The sequence below is a fragment of the Synechococcus sp. H60.2 genome, assembly GCF_047462315.1.
Taxonomy (GTDB): domain Bacteria; phylum Cyanobacteriota; class Cyanobacteriia; order Thermostichales; family Thermostichaceae; genus Thermostichus.
In genome coordinates, this window is sequence record NZ_JANSIZ010000001.1 from 71,553 (window position 1) to 93,086 (window position 21,534).

Here is a 21,534-nt window from a genome sequence, read left to right on the forward strand (position 1 = left end):
TGCTCTAGGTCTAGGGGAGGGACAGCGGTGAGCTCCGCTTTTGCCTCAGGGCTAGAGGGAAGTCGGCTATTGTCTAAGTCTTTCCCAGAGCAGGAACTCCAGCCCCTTCACTGCTGCTCCTGCCCCTCCTGCCTATGAAAAAGGGAATTGCCACGGCCATCGCTTTGCTTTGCTGTTTGCTGCTCCTGCTTTTCTTCTGGCCCCTGAGAACGACTGCCCAAAAACAAACCCTTCAACTCTACATCTGGTCGGAATACATTGACCCGGCCATTCTCACTGCCTTCGAGAAAGCCACCAACAGCCGCGTGGTGGTGAGTGTGTACGAGTCCAACGAGGACATGATCGCCAAGCTGCGGGGGGGCGGCGTGAGCCAGTACGACGTCGTTGTGCCCACGGACTACGTTGTGCCCAACATGGTGGAGCTGGGCCTGCTGCAGCCTCTCAACAAAGCCCTGATTCCCAATCTCCGCAACTTGGGGGAGAAGTTTGTCGGCTTGCCCTTTGACCCAGAAAACACCTACACAGTTCCCTACCAGTGGGGCACCACCGGCATCGGCTACCGCAAAGACCGCCTGCCGGAAAACTTTGAGCGCTCCTGGGGTCTGATTTTCGACCCGCAGCAGCAGTACGGCCCCTTTGTGATGATCGATGAGATGCGCTCCATGATTGCCGCGGCGGCCCTCTACCTCGGCTTCGATATCAACACCACTGTTCGCTCCGAACTGCAGCAGATCCAGCAGCTTCTCATCGACACCAAACGCCGCAGCGCCGGCCTCATTGGCGGGGTGGGCGGCAAAAATCAATTGGTCTCCGGAACAGCCAACGTGGCGGTTGTCTACAGCGGCGATGCCCTGCAAGCTGCTGAGGAAAATCCCAACATTGGCTACTTTGTCCCTCGCGAGGGCGCTCACATCTGGCTAGATGTGATGGCCATCCCGGCCAAAGCTCCTAACCCGGAGCTGGCCAACCGCTTCATCAACTTCCTTCTGGAGCCGGAAATTGGCGCCCAACTGAGCAACTACAACCGCTTTGCCACCCCCAATGCTGCCGCCCTGCCTAAGATTAACCCGCAGGATCGCCAAAACCCAGCTATCTATCCCGATGAGGCAACCTTTGCTAGGCTGCAGTACCTCAAAGTGCTGTCGCAGGAGGAGCTCCGTCTCGTAGACGCTGTCTGGACTGCTGTCAAAAGCAGCTAGGGATCCTTGTCGACCTCGCCTTGTTAGCTCTCGACACAAAACTTGACACTTTTTAATATCTGAGCCACATTGGAGATGTCACCCCTTGATGGAGTTGCAACCATGGAAAACCAAGAAGCTAAGTTTGGCTTTACCACCTTCGCCGAAAAATGGAATGGCCGTCTGGCAATGTTGGGCTTTGTGATTGGCGTTTTGACCGAGCTGCTTACGGGCCAAGGCATCCTCTCTCAAATTGGCCTGATGTGATCCCAGCCCGCCTGATTGGGTAGAAGCACTAGCTAGACACCTTTTTGCCCGGCTGTCCCCTTGCAGCTTGCTCAAGCAGCCGGGCTTTTGCTGCGGTTCCGAGCCAGAGCGAAGCCAAACAGCCGCGCCAATTTGTTCCTCCTACCTCCAACGGTTCGCCGCTTGATCCCCATCTCCTTTTGGGAGAGGGGCTGGGGGTGAGGGCGACAAGTCTGGGATTGCCCTAGCCTTCCAATTCCTGCAGGTACTGGCAAATGTCGGCCAAGATGCGCTCCAGCTCCTCCAGGCCCTGGGAAGCGCTTGCCCATTTTGGGTCATCAGCCGGGGATCCCGGCTGCGCCAGTTGCACCCCCAGGTGTTCTAGCTCGCGGGCTACTTGACAAAAGGCATTGGCTCCCACGTTGGCGCTAGCTCCCTTGAGGCGGTGGGCAATTTTCCTCAAGTCTTCGGCATTACCCGCTGCAAGAGCTTGGCGCAGCCGCGGCAACTGGTCCTGGCCATCTTGGACAAACACCTGCAGCAGCTCCCGCTGAAACTGGCGGTCACCTCCCGTAACCCGCTCCAAGTAGGCGGCGTCGATGGGGTAGGGCAGCGTGGGAGCAGGGTCACCGCCGGCAGCTTCAGGAGAAGGCGGATCGGACGAAGCCGCCCCGTTGGCTGCTCCTGCTGCGGAAGGGGCGATCCTTTGGCTCCAGTGGTTGAGCACTTTTTCCAGATCCTCCTTTAGCACCGGCTTACTGAGATAGTCGTCCATGCCCGCTTGCAGACAGCGCTCCCGATCCTCCTGCATGGCGTTGGCCGTGATGGCAATCACCACGGTGCGGTGGCCGGATCCCCGCTCCTGCTGGCGCAGGCGGCGGGTGGCCTCGTAGCCATCCATCACCGGCATCTGGCAATCCATGAGGATGAGGTCGTACTTGACTTGCTGCAGCAAATCCAGCACCTCCTGGCCGTTGGCCACTACATCCGCCAGGTAGCCCAAGCTCTGCAGCTGGCGCAGGGCCACCTTCTGGTTGACGGGGTTGTCCTCGGCCAAGAGGATGCGCAGGGGTTGCTGGGGGCGGCTGGCCGAGGGCGCACTCTGCGAAAGGGGTGGGCCCATGCCCAGCAGCGCGGTGGCCAGGCCGGAAGACTTGCCCAGGGCCATGATCAGAGCTTCTTGCAATCGCGTTTGCTTGACCGGCTTGGTTAGGTAGGCAGCAAAGCCAATCTCGGCGGCGCGGCGGGAGTGCTCCCCCAACCCCAGCGAGGTCATCATCACCAGTTGCGTCGGGGACAGTTCGGGATCCGCCTTGATCCAGCGGCCCAGGGTTTCCCCATCCACCTCCGGCATCTGCATGTCCAAAACCGCCAAGGGGAAGGGGATCCCTTCCCGCACGGCCTGGCGCAGTTTGTCCAGAGCTTGGTAGGCATTTTCGGCTTCTTCCACCACCATGCCCCAAGCGGTGGCCTGGCAGCGGACGATCTTGCGGTTGGTGGCGTTGTCGTCCACCACCAACAGCCGCTTGCCCTGGAGATTGACAGGGATGCGGGCAGGGTGCTGGGAGATTTGTCGGGCGTAGGGTTGTCTTTCCAGGGTAAGCTCGAGGCTGAAGGTGCTGCCGCGGCCCACCTCGCTCTCTAGGAAGATCTTGCCCCCCATCAGCTCTGTCAGTTGCTTGCAAATGGCTAGGCCCAGCCCTGTGCCCCCGTACTTGCGGGTGGTAGAAGCATCCACTTGGGTGAAGGGCTGAAACAGCTTGGCTTGCGCTTCCTTGGGGATCCCGATCCCTGTATCCCTTACCGAGAGCCGCAGTTGGACATGGGTGGCCGTTTTTTGCAGCAGCTCGGCCTGGATGACCACCTCCCCTTGATGGGTGAACTTGATGGCGTTGCTCACCAAGTTGTTGAGGATTTGGCGCAGACGCGACGCATCCCCCCGCAGATAGCGGGGCACTTCCGGCGGCATGAGCACCGCCAGCTCCAGGCCCTTGGCGTGGGCAGTGGGGGCAAAGAGATCCGCCACCTCCTCCAAACAGGCCCTCAGGTCGAAGTCCAGGATCTCCAGCTCCATCTCCCCGGCTTCCAGCTTGGAGAAGTCCAGGATGTCGTTGATGAGGGTCAGCAGGGCATCGCCGCTGATGCGGATGGTCTCGACAAAGTCCCGCTGCTCGGGGGTCAGGGGCGTCTCCAGCAACAAGCCCGTCATCCCCAGCACCGCGTTCATGGGGGTGCGGATCTCGTGGCTCATGGTGGCCAAGAAGCTGCTTTTGGCCTGAGAAGCCTGCTCTGCCGCTTTGCGGGCTTGTTCTAGCTCAAGGCTGCGCTGGCGCTCCCGCTCCAGGAGCTCTGCCTGGGTGAGGGCAATGCCGATTTGGTTGGCCAGTTGTACCAGCAGCTCGATCTCAAACGGCTGCCACTGGCGGGGTGCAGAACACTGGTGGGCCAACAACAGCCCCCATAGCCGCTGCTCCATGAAGAGGGGCACCACCAGGTTGGCCTTCACCTGCATTGTTTGCAGCAGCTCCAGGTAGCAGGGCTCCAGCCCTTCGGCCTCCACGTCGCTGATGGCGCGAACCCGGCCCTGGCTGTAGAGCTCAGCGTATTTTTCCTGAAAACAGGGATCCTCAATCACCTCGCCCAAAAGGGAAGGGATGCCGGGCTGGGTTTTCTCGTTGGAGATGATCCCGGATCCATCCGGCTGGAAGCGGTAGACCAAAACGCGATCCGCCCTGAGCAGGGCTTGGATCTCCGTTACTGCCGTTTCCAGGATCTCGGCAATATCCAGCGATTGGCGGATCTTTAAGCTGAGATCGGCCAGCAGTTGGGCCCGCCGGCTCTGCCGCTCCAGCTCCTCGGCAGCTTTTTTGCGCTCGGTGATGTTGCGGAAAATGCCCCGCGTGGAGACCATCACCCCATCTTCAAGGCGGCAGTTAACACTTCCCTCCACCCAGATGGTTTCGCCCTTGGCAGTCACAAAGGCCGTCTCCACCTTGTCCAGAGGTTGGCCAGCCAAAAGCTTCTGGAAAGCGACCTGGCAGTGCTCTCGATAGTCGGGGTGGATGATGTCGAAAACCCTCATTTGGTGGATTTGAGCTTCGTCGTAGCCCAGGGTCTCTTTCCAGGCGCGGTTGACGTAGAGAAAGTACCCTTCGGCATCGACAGCCTGAATGAGATCGCTGGCATTTTCAAAGAGATCCCGGTAGCGTTCTTCGCTTTCTTTGAGAGCCAGCTCCGCCAGCTTGCGCTCGGTGATGTCGATGCCGGTGCCGATGATAAACTCCACCTCGCCCTCGGCGTTGACCAGGGCGGTGTTGGTCCAAGCAATGAGCCGCAGCGCCCCCTGCTTGGTGCGCCAGAAGTTTTCATGGCGGTTTAAGAAAAGGGAGCGACTGCCCTTAAGTTGTTGAAAAGCTTGCTCCACGCCGGCCATCTCCTCCGCCGGGATCAAGCCCAAGTCCCAGAGCAGTTGGCCCTTGACTTCTGCCAGCGAATAGCCAGAAAGCTGCTCGGCAGCGCGGTTAAAGCGCAGGATGCGCCCCTTGGGATCCATGACCACCACCACAGCGCCTGCCGTGTCGAGGATGGCGCTGGTAAAGTCCCGCTCCTGCTTGAGGAAGGTTTCCGCCCGCTCCCGCTCGGCAGTTTCGCGGCGAATGAGGGCATAAACTGCGGCCAACAGCAAGTAGGTAAAAGCCAGCCCCCCCAGCAGGATGGCATTGGTTCTAACCCAAGCAAGCTGGAACTGCTCGCTGCGCTGCTGCAACAGAAGCCGCTCTTGCTCCTGGATCGCCTCCACTAGGTTGGCGATCCGCTCCATCAACCTTTGCCCTTCGCCCTTCTTCAAGGCTTCTTGAACAGCGGCCAGCCCCTCTTGATCCCGGAGCCGGATAAGATCTTGGGCAAGGTTCAGACGCTGTTCCAAAAGCAGCTCCAGCCACTTCAGGCGCCCTTGCTGGAGAGGGTTGTCGGCTGTCAACTCTTGCAGCCGGCTGAGGCGAGTGGGAATGGCCTCAAGGCTGGCCTTGTACTCGTCGAGGTAGCGAGTCTCGTTGGTCAAAAGGTAACCCCGTTTACCTGCCTCGGCAGCACGGATCTCTGAGAGCAATCCTTCCAGGTTCTGGATCACTTCCAGGGTATCGGCCACTTGCTCCGTCAGTTGGGGCAGGCGACTGGCGTTGCGCTGGGCAGAGTAGGCGATCCCGCCCAAGATCAGGGCAGCCAGGCCCAGGCCAGCACTGACCTTGAGGAGAAAGCGGTTTTTGCGAGCAGGCTTGCTCTCGCCAGCTTTGGGAAGCAAGGGAGCCTTGGCCAACTCCCGCAAGGTGCGGCGCAGCTCCAGTTGGGCTGTCACCTGATGGGCCAGGGCCTTGAGCTGCTCCAATTGCTCCGGGCTGAGCTGGCGGGGTTGGTAGTCCACCACGCAGAGGGTACCCAGCGCCTGCCCTTCCGGCGTTACCAAGGGCACACCGGCGTAAAAGCGAATATGCGGCTCTTGGGTTACAAAAGGGTTGTCGGCAAAGCGCGGATCCTGGGTGGCATCCGGCACCACCAGCGGCTCTTTGGGCGAGAGAATGGCGTGGGCACAGAAGGCCACATCCCGCGGCGTTTCCTCGATACCCTCAATGCCGAACTTGGCCTTAAACCACTGGCGATGCTCGTCAATAAGAGTTACTAGCGAAATGGGCGTGCCGCAGATGTAAGCAGCAAGCCGGACGATCTCGTCAAAGGCAGTTTCAGGGGCTGTATCGAGAACTTGATACTCTCGTAGGGCAGCCAGCCGCTCTTCTTCGTTAGGGGGAAGGGGAGCCTTGGGCATGGGTCAAGCTGGAGAGACGGGATCCCGCGCTGCCGTGGGTGAACCTCAGCAGCCTGGTAAAAGAGACAACCCCAGCATAACTCCCCGACCGCCTTGCCGAAATCCTCAAGGATCTATGCCCCCAAACGAACCAAGCGGGAGCCGTACTGCCTGCCTTGGGGGAGATGCCCTTGTTTTCATAGAAAGCCAGCGTGATCTCAGGGACTTGGCTTTCAAGAAGCTATACAGATACACGTAAAGGCAAGAAAATCTCGACGACCCTCGCTTAACACATTTAGCATTTAGTTTTACTTATCTTAAAAATAAGCAGGTTCTAGTACTTTTAAGTTGAAACTTTCCAATTAGAGACTTATGATGGTCGGACAGACTTCAGGATCAGGCTTTTGGGGATAGGGCAGTCTTATGAACAAGCTTCAAGACAGTCTGGTGAAGGCTCTCACCATTGACGGAGCACTGGGCGTGGCTTTGGGGGACTGGAAGACCGGAATGTGTCTGGGGTTTAAGGGCACCAACAGCCCTGCCTTTCCCGAAGCTAATCTGGAGTTGGCCATTGCCGGAAACACAGAGGTGATCCGCGCCAAGATGCGAGTTGCAGAGTCTCTTAAGTTCACCGACAGAATCGAAGAGATACTTATTATTCTGGAGACTCAGTATCACCTGATGTATCTACTTAAGCACATACCTGGGCTATTTTTCTATCTGGCTTTGGATCGAGAGAAAGGCAACTTGGCTCTTGCTCGTATCAAGCTCTCCCAAATCGAAAAAGAGCTGACTCTCTAAAAGTTACGGCCTTTTCCGGCCTCACAGGAGTTGCGCAGCCAAGCAAGATTCTTTTAGGGCTTGCTCTACGTTGAGGTGATGGAGTAGTTAGCAACCAAGCCAAAAGAATGCGGAACCGGGGACTTGAACCCCGATGGCATTGCTGCCACTAGAACCTGAATCTAGCGCGTCTACCATTCCGCCAGTTCCGCGGCGATCTATAAGAATGCCCAAGAAAGGGGATCCCTGTCAAGGGCTGGGGGGTTTTAGAAGGGGATCCGACTCTTATGCTAAGCTCGGCTGCGCACGCAGTGGATCCAGAGCGCTAACCTTGGCGGCTTTTACTTTTGTTTGCGAGGGCACCTGCCCCAACACGCAGGCACGGGCGGGTTATTTCATTACCCCCCACGGCGAGATCCCAACCCCCTGCTTTATGCCGGTGGGAACGCTGGCCAATGTGAAAACCCTCACGCCTGCTCAACTCAAGGAAACCGGCGCCCACATTATCCTCAGCAACACCTATCACCTGCACCTACAGCCCGGCGAAGAGATCATTCAAGGGGCGGGGGGCCTGCACCGCTTCATGGGCTGGCCAGGCCCCATCCTCACGGATTCAGGCGGCTTTCAAGTTTTTAGCCTCAGCGCCATCCGCCAAATCGACGAGGAAGGGGTAACGTTTCGCTCGCCTTACGATGGGCGAATTATTCACTTCACTCCTGAGCTCTCCATCCAGATCCAAAATGCTTTGGGGGCAGACATCATCATGGCTTTTGACGAGTGTCCGCCCTATCCTGCCAGCCCTGAGGCGGTGGCAGCAGCGGTGCGGCGGACTACTCAATGGCTGAAGCGCTGCGTGGAAGCCCACCGCCGCTCCGATCAGGCTTTGTTTGGCATTGTTCAGGGGGGGGTTTACCCGGAGCTGCGTCGGCAGGCAGCGGAAGAAGTCTGTCGGCTGGATCTACCCGGCTATGCCATCGGCGGCGTCAGCGTAGGAGAGCCGGTGGAGCTAATGCACGCGGTGGTGCGACAAACAGCCCCCCTCTTGCCAGCCGATCGCCCCCGTTATCTCATGGGGGTGGGCACCTATGCCGAGATGCGGGCGGCAGTGGCTGCCGGCGTGGACTTGTTTGACTGTGTCATTCCCACGCGCTATGCCCGCCACGGCACCGTGATCAGCCGCGGCCAACGCTGGAACATCAAGAATGCCGAACACCGCCGCAGCCTGGATCCCATCGATCCTGAGTGCCCTTGCTACACCTGCCGCCACTTCAGCCGCGCCTATTTGTGCCACCTCATCCGCGCCCAAGAGATCCTGGGCTACACTCTGCTTTCCATCCACAACATCACGGAGCTCGTGCGCTACACCCAAAGAATGCGCCAGGCCATTCTGGAAGGCAAATTTCACGAGAACTGGGATCCGTGGCGCGAGGGCTGAGCCTCCTCGGGGAGCTTCGTTAACATCAGTAAACATTCGTAGGTTAGGCTTCCTAATCGCTACAATAAGGGGATAACCTAGTCTTAACCTCAGAGGAGAGCATGGCTGTCCGCACCCTGCAAAGTGTAATTGAGCAGCATATTGCTGGACTCCCTGGCCTCATTGCCGTCTTGATAGGGCGGGTCACTGACGGTGCCACAGTAGCCAAAGTAACCTATGCCAGCGACTCCCAAGAGGAGCAAGCCCTAGAACGTTTAGGCACCTACGCCGGCGACTTGTTGCAGGCCAATAGCCGCCTTTGTCAAACCGTTAGCCCCGGCCAAGAGGCGGACTACCTTTTGGCAGGTACTCCGGCGTTGCGGGTTGTCATCAAAGCCTTTCCCAAAAGCCCCTACTTTGTTTTGTTTCTGACCCGTTCCATCACCGACCTCAAGGCGATTTCAGACCGGATTAAGGCCATCCTCATCGACGGCAAACCACTGCTGCCCCCTGTTCAAGACGACACTCTATCCACTGCTCAGGCTTTGATTAGCTACACCAAGCGCTACGCTCCGGATCCCAACTTTGTCATGCTGCGCTTGTCTCTGAAAACGGGCATTGACCGCAACCGCCTTGAAAAAGGCACCCTGAACCGACAGGAGCTGCGCATTCTCTACAAAGCGGTGGCCGATCTTTTGGGCAGAGAACATCTGCCGATTGCCTTGCCTAGCTAAAGGCTAAAGTTGTGGGAGTTGTTAACTGTTGTCCCTTCCTATCCCCTCGAGATCAGGCCATCTATGTTGGAGCATTTACGCCTTGACCGCGCTCGCAAGCTGCTCTCTCTCTTTGGCGAGCCGGTGATTTTCCACTGCCACCACTACAACCTATTTCTGCAGCAGACCATTGAGGATCCCGACTGGATCGATGGGGTGAGCATCCTGCGTACGGCAGCTCAGGAGATTTTCTACAGCTTGCTCCAGGGCGCTTTTAAAACCTTGGGAGTGCAGCAGGCAGCGGAGCGGCTGGCGGTGGCGTGCCAGTTATTCGGCTTTCTCGGCTTGGGGCGACTGGAGCTGCAGGCCAGCCCCAGCGGCGGCGAAGCCCAGCTCACCCACTCCCACTACGCAGAAGGCTGGCTGAGCAAGTACGGGGATCAGGCTAACCGCACTCGTCCCATCGATCATCTAGCCGTGGGCTATGTGGCAGCGGCGCTGGATGCCACTTTTGGCGAGCTGGGCAGCTACACAGCAGAGGAAACGGAGTGCATGGCGGTTACGCGCAAGGATCGCTGCCTGATCCAGGCTACTCGGCTGCCACGGCCTCAGACTTTGGTTCCTAGCCCCGGCATGGGCAAGCTCATTGAACGTCCAGCCGATCTGCCCAAGCCGATAACAGCGGTGGACTATGACGCGGTCAACGAAGCTCTGTGGAGCCTGCCTTTGGCAGGAGATGAACGGGGGCAGATTCGCGCCTTCAACGTGCTGCTCACGCGCATGCCTGCCAATTACTACAACCGCATCCAGTACCGCTTTTTGGAAGAGCTGAAAGCAGTGCAACCCGGTCTGCAGCAGGTGGCAGAGGATCTAATTCGCGAATCGGGCCATGTCTGTGTCTTCTACACCTTGGGCAACATCATGGAGTCGCTGGAGTGGGAAACCCTTGTGGGGCCAATGCTGGAAAAGGATACCGACTGGATCCACGGGGCCTATGCCGTAACCAGCAGCTTGGGGTTCGGTCGTTGGCAGGCTTTGGAGGTGGTGAGCGATCATTCCTGCCGGGTGGCTATTGACGGCAACTACGAGACCAACTACTTTTTGGCTTCCTACCCACGGGCAGACTATCCGAGCTGCTATTTTGCCCAAGGGGCGGTGCCGGCGCTGATGAACCTGGTTTACAACGGCAACATTCAGCAGAAGCCGATTCTGGATCAAGTCTTCTACAACCGCCTCTTCCAGCGGGGTGGGCTGTTTTACGGGAAGGAGACCAAAGCCAGAGAGAAAGGGGATCCCTGGTGTGAGTTCTACGCCGAGCGGATTTAGGGATCCATGCAGGTGCGCATCCTGAGGCGGCGAGAGTGTGGAAGGGGCTGGGCCACAGACCTGCTGCTGCCGCGCTGCCTGAGCTGGCCGGAGGTGGAAGAGCTGGCGCAGGAGATAGGGGCCACCTGCCGCTGCTTTCAAAAACAGCTGGTGTGGTTGGATCTGCCGGCAGGGCGAATTACCGCTTCCTTGCGGGTGCCTCGCCTAACTTTGCGGCTCTACGACGCCGCTGTGGAAGCCCAGATCCTGGAGCAGCTGCGCCGCTGGCTCGACTCGGCTGCTGCGACGGAGGAGGCGGCTTTAGGCCAAAGCAGTAGCCAACCTGGCGCACAGTGTGAATGAGGCGGGGTTGGTGCGGATTCCCCTCTAGTTTTTTGCGTAGGGAGAGGATGTGGGTATCGACGGTGCGGGGGTTGGCGGTGGAATCGGGCCAAGCCCGCTCCAGCAGCTCTTGCCGCGAGAGAGGATCCCCATCGGCCTGGATCAGCACCATCAGTAGGCTAAACTCCTGCGGGGTGAGGTCGATGCCTTGACCGGCCAGGGTGACGCGCCGCTGCACCAGATCGATTTTCAGATCCCCATACTGCAGGAAGGTGGGGGGAAGGCTGCGCCACAGCCGACGGGTCAGGGCCTGAATGTGGGCATCCAGAAGGGGCAGGCTAAGGGGCTTGGTGAGGTAGTCGTCTGCGCCTGCCTCCAGCCCAGCGATGATGTCGGCTTCGGATCCCCGTTGGGAGAGGAGCAAAATCAACACATCGCAATGGCGATGCGCCCAGCGGCATAGTTGGAGCCCGGCACGGCTGGACAGCTCCGCATCCAAAATCAAGAGGTGGACAGGCTGCTGTTGCAGCAGGGTTTTGGCCTGGCGAATGGTCTCCGCTTCCCAAACCCGGTGCTGCGCCTGTTGCAGATGCCAACCCAGCAAGCTGCGCAGATGAGGGTTGCCTTCTGCCAGCAAGATGTGCAAAGGTTGCATGGCTACTAGGTTGGATCCCGCCCTCATCATAGACAGCGGGCCACCTTCGGACAATGTGGTTCGCCCGCTACCGGTTGGACAACCCTCTATCCAGACCATGGCCGATTCTCCATCCCCTATCTCCGAACGTAAGCAGGATCACCTAGACATTGTTTTGCAGCAGGACGTCAACGCCAAAGGGATCCGCACCGGCTTTGAGCGCTTTTTCTTCGAGCATGTGGCGTTGCCGGAGCTGCTGCTGCCGGAGATCGATCTCAGTTGCCAGTTTCTGGGAAAGCGCCTGCAGGCCCCTCTGCTGATTAGCAGCATGACCGGGGGGACAGACACTGCCCAGGAGTTGAACCTGTACCTGGCGGCTGCCGCTCAAGAGCTGGGCATTGCCATGGGGGTGGGATCCCAGCGGGCAGCTCTAGAACACCCGGAGCTGGCCCGGACTTACCAGGTGCGGCAAGTAGCTCCGGATATTCTGCTTTTGGCCAACCTGGGCGCTGTGCAGCTCAACTACGGCTATGGGCTGGAGCAGGCGCGGCGGGCGGTGGAGATGATCGAGGCAGATGCGCTGATTTTGCACCTCAACCCACTGCAGGAGGCGGTTCAGCCCCAGGGGGATCGCGATTGGCGCAACCTCTATTGCCGCATCGAGCAGTTGGTGAACCAGTTGCCGGTGCCAGTGCTGGTCAAGGAAGTGGGCAATGGTCTCAGCGCCCAAGTAGCCCGACGGCTGGCCGAGTGTGGTGTGTCCGCCCTGGATGTGGCCGGGGCAGGGGGGACGAGCTGGAGCGAGGTGGAAGCCCATCGCCAAAGGGATCCCCTCAAGAAACGCATTGCCCACAGCTTCCGGGACTGGGGGATCCCGACAGCCTTGGCTCTGCTGGAAATCCGCCGCTTCCTGCCCAACCTGCCTCTGGTGGCCAGCGGCGGCATCCGCACTGGCATCGATGCAGCCAAAGCCATCCGCTTGGGGGCCGATGTGGTCGGCATGGCCGCTCCCGCTCTCCACGCCGTCTTCCAAGGGCGGGCCCAGGCGGTGGTGGACAGCTTCCGGGCCGTAATCGAGGAGCTGAGGATCGCCGCTTTTTGCACCGGATCAGCCAACTTGGCGCAGCTACGGCAAGCGGCTTTGCGCTGGCAAGATACCTGGGATCCGCTGCCCCCTGTCGGGGAAAGGGGTTGAAATCAAATTCCCAGCACCTGCCACAAGCTCACCTCCAGCCCTAGGGCGGCCAGATGGTAGGGCCACTGCAAACTGCGGCGGGCAATTTTGCCGGTGAGGGCCCACGACAGGAGCAAAGCCAGGATCAGGGTGGATCCCTGAAGAAACCGGATCACCGCTGGGTGGGCCTGCCACAGCACGGGAAGAGCGGATCCCGTCTGGAAGAAAGTTGCCCAAGTTACCGGCAGCACCTGGCCTGCCTCCGTCAAAAACAGGGGCCAATAGAAGGCCAACGTTCCTCCCAAAACCAGCGGCAAATAGCCGTAGATCATCTCCGCAAAGGGTCGGGGTCGCGTCCCCTGGCCTAGCTTATAGGCCAGCCCCGCCAGCCCCCAGGCTGCCAAGGGCACGAGGCTGGGGAGGCTCAAAGCCAGCAAGGCAGCCCCCAGGTGGGGCCAAAACTGCCGTAGATCCCAGCGCAAGCCCCAGCAGGAGAGGCGCTCCGCTATCTGGGGCAGGCAATGGAGATAGATGCCCCCCAGCAGCAACAGCAACAGGGCAGTTTCAGAGGTGCGCGGCGTATGGGTGGTCCACAGCTCGATCCCAGGCGGGCGCAGGTTGAACTCCACCGAGCGATGGGGACAAGCCTTGAGACAAGTCATGCAAAGGACGCAATCTTTGTTGTCTTGCAGTTGCGCCGGATGGGAGTAGAGAGGACAGCCTCCCGTCGCCATGCCTTCCCCTTTCTCGGGCCCACCTTTGTAGCACTGGTAGGTGGTGCATTCTGCCGAACAGGTGCCCTGCTGGGCCCGCAGCTCTGTCATCGAGAGCTTGGCATAAAGGCCGTTCATGCCCCCAATCGGGCAGAGGTAGCGACACCAAAACCGCCGCTCAAACACCAGTGAGCAGACCACCGCTCCGGCGGTAATCAGCAGCAGCAGCCACCCCGACAGGTAAGCCGTGTTGGGCAGATCCCAGATCTCCTCCCACAGGAAAATCAACGCGAACCCGGCAAACAGCACCCAGCCCCCCCAGCGCTCCGCCGGCTGTCGCGGCCATTTCCGCAACTGCCGCGGCCAAAGCGACAAAGATAGCCGCTGAACCAGCTCCCCGTAGATCATGAAGGGGCAGATGGCGCACCACACCCGCCCCAAAAAGGGGAACACCAGCAGCACCACCGGCCACCACCAGGCCCAGAAAAGATTCAACCCCACATTGTGGGCCCGATCCTGAGGCCCCCAGAAGAGGAGAAACACCACCAGCGTGTAGAGAGGCAGCACCAGGCCGTAGTTGAGGCGATCCGGCCACCAGGGACTGCGCAGCAGGCGGCGCAAGCGAGGATAGGCGTTGAGCAGGTTGAGGCGAAACCGCTTGCCCCGAGGCTGGGAAGCCCAAAACACCTCTTCCCCCAGCACGCTTGCCCCCGCGGCCTGCACTGCCGCCCGCTCGACCAGGCTGCGCAGCTCCCGCGAGTTGCCGGGAAAGTCGTAGCTCTGCAAGCGGCGCAGCGCCTCCGGCGAGAGCTTGGGCTTGGGGATCCCCCGCCGGCGGCTGTAGAGGCTGAGAAAATAGTCGGCCATGGCTTTGATATCGGCCTTGCGCACCCGCAGCGGCGGCACTTTGATGGCCATCACCCAGGGGTCGAGGGCGGGGATGGGCCGTTCTGACACCATCAGCAGACGACAGCGACAGGGGCGCTCCTCTCCCGGATCCCCTTCCCCCCGCTGCACAGGGGTGTAGGATCCCGTCTCCAGCAGGCGCAGCAACTTGGGCATCAGCTCGGCAGGCAGCTCATGCAGGTTGTTCAACAGCAGCGTGCCCTCTCCCAGCCACTCCAGCAACCCCGGTTTGCCCCCCGCCCGTCCGAACAAGTCTGCCCCACTGGCCTGCAGGGCGCTGCAATCCACCTTGATCATGGGCTGGCGCCGCCGCGGGGATCCAAAATGGATCAGGGCGGCGACGTTGTCTTTTTCCAGGCCCGGCTCCCCAAAGATCAACACCGGCTTGCTGCTCTGGGCTGCCTCTTTAATCTGCTGCCGCAGGCGCACCGCATAGCGGCTGGAGCCGACGATCCCCCGCTCCACCTTCGGCACCAGGTAGGGGCGCAAAGCCACTTGCCGCTCCTGCTCGTAGCTGAGGCGCTCTTGAGCCTGGGCCAGAGCCTCGGCCAATTGCCCCGAGTGCTCTGCCAGCCAACGACGTACCACCGCAGCCGGGATCCAACCCCGGATCCCTGGGGAAACGGCCACCAGATCCCGCCGCAGCGGCTGCTCCCCCAGGACTTCCCCCAGATGAGCCACCGCGCCAGGCAGCAGGTTGAGAACCTCCCCGGAATGGGGATCCCGTTCTTCCCAGCGCCCCTCTAGCAAAATCTGGATCCCAGCCGGGGTGGTTCCTGCCTCCGCCAAAACCTCTCCTTGGCAAAAGGGTTGCTCCTGGAGGTGCTCCGCCAGAGGATACAAGCTCTCCAGCGCCAGGCTTTGAAACAGGGTTTGCCCCTTCAGCCACTGGGCACGCTCAACAGGGGTCATCTGAATGCGCTGGATACTCCAGCGTCTATACGGCGGGGAGGGATAACGCTAATAGGCTTGGCATGACCCAAGTCCTGACTATCTCCTGCAAGCTCAAGGTGTCTGCGTCACAAGCCGCCAAGCTGGATGCGACCTTGTCTGCTTTTGCACAAGCACTCCTCGCGCCCGCGGGCCGGAGGCCTTACTGGGTCAACCAAAACACGCCAGAGAATATAGCCAACCTTGTCAAGCTCCACTTCTTATGCTATCGCGAAGTCCGTGCACGGTTCGGGCTGTCCAGTAATCTCACTCAACAAGTGTTCCGACGGTTAGCCGGTGCCCGCAAGCTTGCCCAGCAGAAAAACCGTCCCGTCAAGGCGTTCAAGTCTGGCTTTGTTACCTACGATGCCCGCATCTTCTCTTTCCGGGAGAGGGACTGGACGGTGTCGCTGACCACCGTTGAGAGACGCGAACGCTTTGAGCTGGATGTTGGCTCCTACTAGCGGGGCAGGCTCACAGGCTCTCATCCCAAAGCAGCCACGTTGGTCAAACGCCAAGACGGTTCCTCCTTCATCCAGATTGGCGTGGAGTCTGAGGTGCCGGAACCGGAGCACGCCGTCAAAACAATGGGCGTGGATTTGGGTAGGAGGGATATTGCTCATACCTCTGAGGGGGATAACTGGAATGGACAGCAGCTAAATAAGGTGAGGGATCACTACTCCCGCTTGAGAGCGGTTCTCCAACGCAAGGCCAGTCAGGGCACACGCAGTTCTCGACGGAGATGTCGGGAGCTGCTGCAACGGCTGTCTGGTCGGGAGAGACGCTTTCAAGCTTGGGTGAACCACTGCATCTCTAAAACCCTTGTTGCTCGAGCACTGGCCACCCACAGCTTTATTGCCTTGGAAGATCTGACGGGGATCCGTGAACGAGTCAACCAACAGCCACGCAGCAAGACGGAGCGGCGCCGGGCCAATAGTGAGGCCTACGGCCCGCTAGCGCGAGGGGCGTTCTACCCGTTACAGCGGTTCTTGGAGTACAAGGCAGCAAGAGCGGGGGTGAAGGTGGTGGCAGTACCACCTGGCTACACTTCGCAAACTTGTCACCGCTGCTTGTGGCTTGGGCAACGGGAAGGGAAGCATTTTCGCTGTGTCAACCCGGCCTGTGGCTGGGAAGGGGATGCAGATTTGAACGGTGCTAACGGGATTGCGCTTTTGGGGGTCGCTGTAAGCCGGCCTAGAGGCCCGTGGTTGGCTTGCCAACTGCAGAGCTACAGGAAGCCCACTCCGTACCGCTTAGCGGTCGGAGCCGGGTAGTTTACATTTCTCACTCTGGCAGGGCTTGGGAGCAACTGACGGCTGCACGAATAGCTGGACATCCTAAACCCTTTGCGGCTACAAGTCGGCGTGGGCCAGTTGGCAACTCTGCTCCTGCCTAATTGGTGAACATATTTTTCCAGTCGGTGGTGAGAACCTCGTGGCCAAATGTCCACCCGGCCAGGAGCAAGGGCAAGGCTAAGCCCAGGAAGCCGAAGAAACCGATGACCTGAGCAATTTGCCGCTGCGCCCTTTTCCTTTTCGGGTCGGGGATGTTATTAGCAGCTACTGTGAGCTTTGAACAAAAGGCCACCACCACCGCCCCCACTGGTCCCAAAACTAGCGATGGCCACAACCACTCCGCTACCTGCGCATACTCGTAGGCCCGGGTGAACGGCATGATGACAAAACAGGCCAGCTCCAGGATTCCCCAGGTGAAGAGGGCCAACTGGATATCTTTGCGAAAGACTTCGTTGGGATCGTACATAGGCTTCTGGGATAAACCGGCATGCAACTTTAAGGTTTGGCCTGCAAGTGAAGAAGTGGCAAGGTTTTTGAATGGGCTTCCCTCTGCGGGCAAGAAGCTGCTGCGCGAGTCCCTTTTACCTTACCCTTTCCCTTTCCTCCGGACAACCCAGTAGAATAATGCTTGAGATGTTTAGGTTAGCCTTCCTTGATTTACCCAGAGAAAGGGGGTTCCAGAAAGGCCAAGCTCCTGGTGCAATCCGATGTGCAATGTAAAAACCTGAAGTTGTCTGTTGTAGTCTGGGCGGGCTGTCTGGGTTTGCTGTCCTCTCCAGCCCCGGCGCAAAATGCATTTGCCCTACTGTCAGGGCTTTTCTGCAACTCTGCCTCCTGCTGACTATGAGAGCGCCAAGCCGCTATGTCACGCATTCTCATCATCGATGACGATCCCAGCATTTGTACGCTGCTCAAGCGGTATTTGCAGCGGCAAGGGTACGCAGTTGAGGCGGCCGTGACCGGCGCCGAGGGCTTACGACAGTTGCGCACTTTTCAGCCAGGCTTGGTGATTTTGGATTTGAATTTGCCGGATGTGAGCGGTTACGACCTCTGCCAGCAGATGCAAAAAGAGACCGGCGTTTATGTGTTGATGTTAACCAGCCGAGTGAATCCTGCCGACAAGCTGCAAGGATTTCAGCTAGGCGCAGATGACTACCTGACCAAACCCTTCAGCCTGCCGGAGTTACAGGCGCGGGTACAGGCCATCCTGCGCCGAGGGCGGAGGAGAACGGAAACAGGCAGCGCGCCGGTTTTGACCTTTCCCTCTTTGGTGATCGACCCAACCACCCGAGAAGTCACCCGTGACCGGCGCCCAATTCACCTGACAGCTTTGGAGTTTGACCTGCTCTACGCCATGGCCCGACACCCAGGGCGGGTCTGGCGACGGGCTGAGCTGATTCAAGAGGTGTGGGATTTCAACCACGAGGCAGATGAACGGGTGGTCGATGTCCACATCGGCCAAATTCGCAAGAAGTTAGAAACCGATACCAGCCAACCGGAACTGATCCGCACCGTGCGCGGCGTTGGCTACAAGTTCGAGCCCCCCACTCCCAAAGAGGGGTGGGGAGAGGAAAAACCGTAACCTCCCTCTTTCAAAGGGAGAGAGCGCGCTAATCCAGGCGACGGCCTGTCAGACGCACAAAAATGTCTTCTAAGTTGGCAGGGCGCACCATCAGGCCAGTTTTGTCGGGTTCGGCTTCCAACTGCCGCTGAGCCTCCGCCAAGCTAGGGAAAAAGGTGTAGCTCACCTCCTGTCCGGGGCGGGAGCGCACCAGCAGAGCTTCCCCGTACTTCGCCCGCAACTGGTCGGTGCTGCCCAGCTCGATCAACTTCCCGCCATCCATGATGCCGATGCGGTCGCACAGCTCCTCAGCCTCCTCCATGTAGTGGGTGGTAATCAGCAAAGTCATCCCCTGCCGGTTGAGATCCCGTAGGATCTCCCACAACAGGCGTCGCGCCTGGGGATCCAACCCAACGGTCGGCTCGTCCAAAAACAAAATTTGCGGCCGGTGCAACAGTGCCCTGGCCACCTGCAGGCGTCGCTTCATGCCGCCGGAGAGGGTCTTCACCTTGTCGTGCCACCGGTCGGCCAGCTTCACGTATTCCAGCCACTCATCGATGCGCCGCTGCCGCTCCGGGTTGGGAATGTGGTGCATGCGCCCATGAAACTCCAGGTTTTCCCAAACTGTCAGCTCTGCCTCCAGGGTGATGGGCTGCAACACCACCCCAATCTGCCGCCGCACTGCCAAGGGATCCCGCACCACGTCGTAGCCCCCCACGTAGATGGATCCCTGGCTGGGACGGGTGAGGCTGGTGAGCATGCGGATGGTGGTGGACTTCCCAGCCCCGTTGGGGCCCAGCAGAGCAAACACCTCCCCCTGTGGGATCCGCAGGCTCAAGTCCTGCACGGCCACCTGCTGCCCAAAGCGCTTCCACACCCCCTGCATTTCCACTGCTGCCGGCTGGGTCTGAGGCAGGGCCGGGGCCATCGAAAGAGCGGTTACAGTCGGCTCCATCTGCGGGTGTAAAGAAATCTTTCTTCTCCAGCATACGTCAGTTGAGCCACAGGTCTTACTGGGGATCCCTGCTGTGTGATCTCTCGAGCTCTTCCGTGGCTGTGATCCCATCCTCTGTCAATTCTGCTGGAGCTTGCAAAATAGTAGACACTGCCCCTGAAAACTGCACTTACAAGGTAAAAAAATGCAGAGCAAAGACCGATTTGACCAAATTGACTTCCGCCTGGATCGCCTAGTTGGTGCCGTGCTGACCCTAGCCGAGAGCGTCAGCTCCATCAAAGACGACTTGTCTTATTTGAAGGACATTGCTCAGCAACAGGTGCTGATGACCCAGGAGCAAACTGCCTGGCTGGGAGAGCTGAAGGCCGTTTGCCAGCGGCAGGCGGAGACGGCTCGCCGCCAAGCGGAAACAGTTGACCGCCTCATCGCCCATCTTCTGTCAGCTCAGGATCCCAGGTCGTAAGGGATCCCCAAAAGGCGTGCCAAAATGGCAGCAGAGCTGAGGTCGTCCGCCGTTGGAGTTTCAGGTTGCAGCAGCCCAGCAGGGTTCTATTGACGCAGAAGAGTTGCTGGCCTTTTTTCGCTGTCGGCGCCTGCCCTACCTAGATCGGTTTGGGCCTCAAGAAGCCAAGCTGCCGCCGGAAAGCCTGCTGGAGCAATGGCGTCGGGATCGCCAAGCTTTACAAGCTGCTGTGCTGGAGCAATTCCCCGGCGAACAGGTCGCGCCGGGTAATGAAGCCCTTTTGGCAGCCATGGCAGCAGGGACAGAGCGGATCTACGGCGGACAGGTCGTAGCAGAGCTCTTCTGGGAAGTGGATCCCGAGGGAGTTGCTGAGGCAGAGCCTGCCGGCTCTGCAGTTGCCCTTGCCCCTTCCCCTGAGACAGAGGTTGCGCTCCCTGAAGAGGACTCCACCGACAAGACACCCTCCAACTCTGGACTGCCGCCTGCGGCTCTTCCAGAGTTTCGTTCCCTTTGGGTAAGCAGCTCCCTGGATCTCCTGATTCGGGATTCCGCCCTTCGCAGCCAAGGCCGGCCCGCCTACCTGCCGGTTCACATTCGCATTGGCAAGCGACCCAAGCCGGAGTACGAATTGTTGCTGGCGCTGCAGGCCGAATTGCTGGGATCCCTGCAGGGGCAGGTGCCCAAACGCGGCTTTTTGATTCTAAAAGATGGGAAGTGGCACCCTGTCCACCTCAGCCGACGCCGCGTCCAGCTGCGCCGCCTGCTGCAAGACTATCTGCGCTCCCTCGACCAGCCGGAGCTGCCCCAGGTGTTGATGGCCCGCAGCCGCTGTCATCTTTGCCACTGGCGGGAGCACTGTCGGCAGTTGAATGCCGTTGCCCAACCCCTCAGCCTGCTACCGGGTGTAACCGGATCCCGCTATCCCCTTTTGCAAGAGGCAGGGATCAACTCGATTGAGGCCTTAGCCAACGCCCGCCTGGAGATGCTCCAGGCCATCCCCAAGCTGGGAGCCGGCGTGGCCCTGCAACTGCAGCTTCAAGCCCGTGCCACCCTCAGCTGCAAGCCCCTTTGGCTGCAATCGCCGCCGCAAGCTCTGCCGACAGCGCCCGTGGAGCTGTACTTCGATATCGAGGCGGATCCCCGTCACAACGTCGCTTACCTGTTGGGCTTGCTGGTGGTGCAACAAGCCGAGGGGGAAAAGCTGGTGAGCTACCACAGTTGCCTGGCTGTCGAGCCCCAGGAAGAAGGGCAAGCTTGGAAACAATTTTTGCACCTGGTTCAACGCTACCCTGAAGCGCCCATCTACCATTTCCATGGCTTTGAAGTGCAGACCTGTCAGCGGCTGGGGGAGCGATACCCTACGGATTCGCGGCAGGTGCGGCAATTGTTGCAGCGCTTCGTAGATTTACACGCCTGGATCCAACGCTCGGTGGTGCTGCCCATTGAAAGCTATTCCCTGAAAAACATTGCCCGCTGGCTGGGGTTCGAGTGGCGGTTGCCCAATGCCAATGGAGCCCAGTCCATCTACTGGTACAGCCAATGGCTGGAAACTCGAGATCGCCGCTATTTGGAGCAGTCGCTCATCTACAACGAGGACGACTGCCGGGCCACCCATTGCCTCAAAAACTGGCTAAGCCAAAGTGCGGTTCTCGCCCCTGTCGAGGGCCGAAGCTTCGATTAGAATCGGGTGAGACTAGCGGATTGGCCAGAGGGATCCCATGCGGCTGAAATCTCACGAATCCCCCCGCCGCCAGGGCAGGAACTATCGTGGTCGTGGGGGAACGGCACGGAAGCGCCAGATTAACAAACGTAATCGCGCCTTGCTACAGCGATTGCAACAGAAGGAGCAGGGGCTCAGCTCTCGATCTTCTTGGCAGGGACAACTCAGCCCTGCCTTTTTTCTTCCTCAGCTTGTATTTAAGGGATCCCAGCCCACCGTCTCGGCCACCTGAGCCGCCAATCTGGTGGCATCGAAGGGCTTGGTAATCACTTTAGAGTAGGGTACAGGTCTCAAAAAGAAGGAGAGAAGGGGATGCCAACCCCTTCTTTAGGATCTACGGCAAAGAGTTGTAGCAGCTTATCAGGCAGGTCAGACCTCTATCCGCCAGGTAGCCGAACGGTTCATGG

General features: G+C 59.4%; 15 protein-coding genes, 1 tRNA gene and 2 pseudogenes. 12 read left to right on the forward strand and 6 right to left on the reverse strand.

Annotated elements, in window-relative coordinates:
• Positions 1-134 precede the first annotated feature (134 nt).
• Complete coding sequence (locus tag NW845_RS00360) at positions 135-1,199, forward strand: spermidine/putrescine ABC transporter substrate-binding protein (protein WP_414376201.1); 1,065 nt, start codon at positions 135-137, stop codon at positions 1,197-1,199.
• Between the two features lie 75 nt (positions 1,200-1,274).
• A complete protein-coding gene (locus NW845_RS00365; protein ID WP_414361756.1) occupies positions 1,275-1,445 on the forward strand; it encodes a high light inducible protein in 171 nt (56 codons plus the stop codon).
• A 223-nt stretch (positions 1,446-1,668) separates the two neighbouring features.
• On the opposite strand, the gene NW845_RS00370 is transcribed toward NW845_RS00365, so the two are convergent.
• A complete protein-coding gene (locus NW845_RS00370) occupies positions 1,669-6,243 on the reverse strand; it encodes a GAF domain-containing protein (protein ID WP_414376203.1) in 4,575 nt (1,524 codons plus the stop codon).
• Between the two features lie 402 nt (positions 6,244-6,645).
• Here NW845_RS00370 and NW845_RS00375 point away from each other — a divergent pair, with 402 nt between their 5' ends.
• Positions 6,646-7,023 carry a hypothetical protein gene (locus NW845_RS00375; protein WP_414333939.1) on the forward strand — a complete coding sequence of 126 codons (378 nt, stop codon included), beginning with the start codon at positions 6,646-6,648 and terminating at the stop codon, positions 7,021-7,023.
• 108 nt (positions 7,024-7,131) lie between these two features.
• Here the strand turns inward: NW845_RS00375 and NW845_RS00380 are convergent.
• Positions 7,132-7,214 (reverse strand) — tRNA-Leu (locus NW845_RS00380).
• A 119-nt stretch (positions 7,215-7,333) separates the two neighbouring features.
• Between NW845_RS00380 and tgt the strand changes: the two genes are divergently transcribed.
• The 3 genes from tgt to NW845_RS00395 all read left to right on the forward strand — a co-directional run bounded on the left by tgt (position 7,334) and on the right by NW845_RS00395 (position 10,455).
• A complete protein-coding gene (gene tgt, locus NW845_RS00385; protein ID WP_414376205.1) occupies positions 7,334-8,437 on the forward strand; it encodes a tRNA guanosine(34) transglycosylase Tgt in 1,104 nt (367 codons plus the stop codon).
• 101 nt (positions 8,438-8,538) lie between these two features.
• Entirely contained in the window at positions 8,539-9,150 is a 612-nt protein-coding gene (locus NW845_RS00390) for a hypothetical protein (RefSeq protein ID WP_414365014.1), read from the forward strand.
• 63 nt (positions 9,151-9,213) lie between these two features.
• Positions 9,214-10,455: a hypothetical protein gene (locus NW845_RS00395; protein WP_414376207.1), complete on the forward strand. Its 1,242-nt coding sequence runs from the start codon at positions 9,214-9,216 to the stop codon at positions 10,453-10,455.
• A gap of 178 nt (positions 10,456-10,633) precedes the next feature.
• Here the strand turns inward: NW845_RS00395 and NW845_RS00400 are convergent, their stop codons facing one another.
• Positions 10,634-11,431, reverse strand: coding sequence for a response regulator transcription factor (locus NW845_RS00400; protein ID WP_414365018.1), 798 nt, complete (start codon positions 11,429-11,431; stop codon positions 10,634-10,636).
• Positions 11,432-11,528: 97 nt separating this feature from the next.
• Here NW845_RS00400 and fni point away from each other — a divergent pair, with 97 nt between their 5' ends.
• Positions 11,529-12,605 carry a type 2 isopentenyl-diphosphate Delta-isomerase gene (gene fni / locus NW845_RS00405; RefSeq protein ID WP_414365021.1) on the forward strand — a complete coding sequence of 359 codons (1,077 nt, stop codon included), beginning with the start codon at positions 11,529-11,531 and terminating at the stop codon, positions 12,603-12,605.
• Between the two features lie 2 nt (positions 12,606-12,607).
• Here the strand turns inward: fni and NW845_RS00410 are convergent, their stop codons facing one another.
• Positions 12,608-15,115 (reverse strand): sigma 54-interacting transcriptional regulator, encoded by a 2,508-nt coding sequence (locus NW845_RS00410; protein ID WP_414376209.1) that lies wholly within the window; start codon positions 15,113-15,115, stop codon positions 12,608-12,610.
• A gap of 62 nt (positions 15,116-15,177) precedes the next feature.
• Between NW845_RS00410 and NW845_RS00415 the strand changes: the two are divergent.
• Positions 15,178-16,407, forward strand: a pseudogene (locus tag NW845_RS00415) (RNA-guided endonuclease InsQ/TnpB family protein).
• Positions 16,408-16,525: 118 nt separating this feature from the next.
• On the opposite strand, the gene NW845_RS00420 reads toward NW845_RS00415, so the two are convergent.
• Positions 16,526-16,894 carry a hypothetical protein gene (locus NW845_RS00420; protein ID WP_414366664.1) on the reverse strand — a complete coding sequence of 123 codons (369 nt, stop codon included), beginning with the start codon at positions 16,892-16,894 and terminating at the stop codon, positions 16,526-16,528.
• A gap of 396 nt (positions 16,895-17,290) precedes the next feature.
• Here NW845_RS00420 and NW845_RS00425 point away from each other — a divergent pair, with 396 nt between their 5' ends.
• A complete protein-coding gene (locus tag NW845_RS00425) occupies positions 17,291-18,010 on the forward strand; it encodes a response regulator transcription factor (RefSeq protein WP_414366665.1) in 720 nt (239 codons plus the stop codon).
• A 28-nt stretch (positions 18,011-18,038) separates the two neighbouring features.
• On the opposite strand, the gene NW845_RS00430 is transcribed toward NW845_RS00425, so the two are convergent.
• On the reverse strand, positions 18,039-18,944 hold the full coding sequence (locus NW845_RS00430; RefSeq protein ID WP_414376211.1) for an ABC transporter ATP-binding protein: 906 nt from the start codon (positions 18,942-18,944) through the stop codon (positions 18,039-18,041).
• Between the two features lie 184 nt (positions 18,945-19,128).
• On the opposite strand from NW845_RS00430, the gene NW845_RS00435 reads away from it, so the two are divergent.
• The 3 genes and pseudogenes from NW845_RS00435 to NW845_RS00445 all read left to right on the forward strand — a co-directional run.
• Positions 19,129-19,407, forward strand: a complete 279-nt coding sequence (locus NW845_RS00435; RefSeq protein WP_414366670.1) for a hypothetical protein — start codon at positions 19,129-19,131, stop codon at positions 19,405-19,407.
• Positions 19,408-19,459: 52 nt separating this feature from the next.
• Positions 19,460-21,088 (forward strand): TM0106 family RecB-like putative nuclease, encoded by a 1,629-nt coding sequence (locus NW845_RS00440; protein WP_414376213.1) that lies wholly within the window; start codon positions 19,460-19,462, stop codon positions 21,086-21,088.
• Between the two features lie 351 nt (positions 21,089-21,439).
• A pseudogene (locus NW845_RS00445) lies at positions 21,440-21,534 on the forward strand (IS630 family transposase); the annotation flags it as partial.

Excerpts from the sequence above, each read along its gene's own strand:
- NW845_RS00360 (WP_414376201.1), top strand. The coding sequence starts at position 135 with ATGAAAAAGGGAATTGCCACGGCCATCGCTTTGCTTTGCTGTTTGCTG.
- NW845_RS00365 (WP_414361756.1), top strand. The coding sequence starts at position 1,275 with ATGTCACCCCTTGATGGAGTTGCAACCATGGAAAACCAAGAAGCTAAG.
- NW845_RS00370 (WP_414376203.1), bottom strand. The coding sequence starts at position 6,243 with ATGCCCAAGGCTCCCCTTCCCCCTAACGAAGAAGAGCGGCTGGCTGCC.
- NW845_RS00375 (WP_414333939.1), top strand. The coding sequence starts at position 6,646 with ATGAACAAGCTTCAAGACAGTCTGGTGAAGGCTCTCACCATTGACGGA.
- NW845_RS00390 (WP_414365014.1), top strand. The coding sequence starts at position 8,539 with ATGGCTGTCCGCACCCTGCAAAGTGTAATTGAGCAGCATATTGCTGGA.
- NW845_RS00395 (WP_414376207.1), top strand. The coding sequence starts at position 9,214 with ATGTTGGAGCATTTACGCCTTGACCGCGCTCGCAAGCTGCTCTCTCTC.
- NW845_RS00400 (WP_414365018.1), bottom strand. The coding sequence starts at position 11,431 with ATGCAACCTTTGCACATCTTGCTGGCAGAAGGCAACCCTCATCTGCGC.
- fni (WP_414365021.1), top strand. The coding sequence starts at position 11,529 with ATGGCCGATTCTCCATCCCCTATCTCCGAACGTAAGCAGGATCACCTA.
- NW845_RS00410 (WP_414376209.1), bottom strand. The coding sequence starts at position 15,115 with ATGACCCCTGTTGAGCGTGCCCAGTGGCTGAAGGGGCAAACCCTGTTT.
- NW845_RS00420 (WP_414366664.1), bottom strand. The coding sequence starts at position 16,894 with ATGTACGATCCCAACGAAGTCTTTCGCAAAGATATCCAGTTGGCCCTC.
- NW845_RS00425 (WP_414366665.1), top strand. The coding sequence starts at position 17,291 with ATGTCACGCATTCTCATCATCGATGACGATCCCAGCATTTGTACGCTG.
- NW845_RS00430 (WP_414376211.1), bottom strand. The coding sequence starts at position 18,944 with ATGGAGCCGACTGTAACCGCTCTTTCGATGGCCCCGGCCCTGCCTCAG.
- NW845_RS00435 (WP_414366670.1), top strand. The coding sequence starts at position 19,129 with ATGCAGAGCAAAGACCGATTTGACCAAATTGACTTCCGCCTGGATCGC.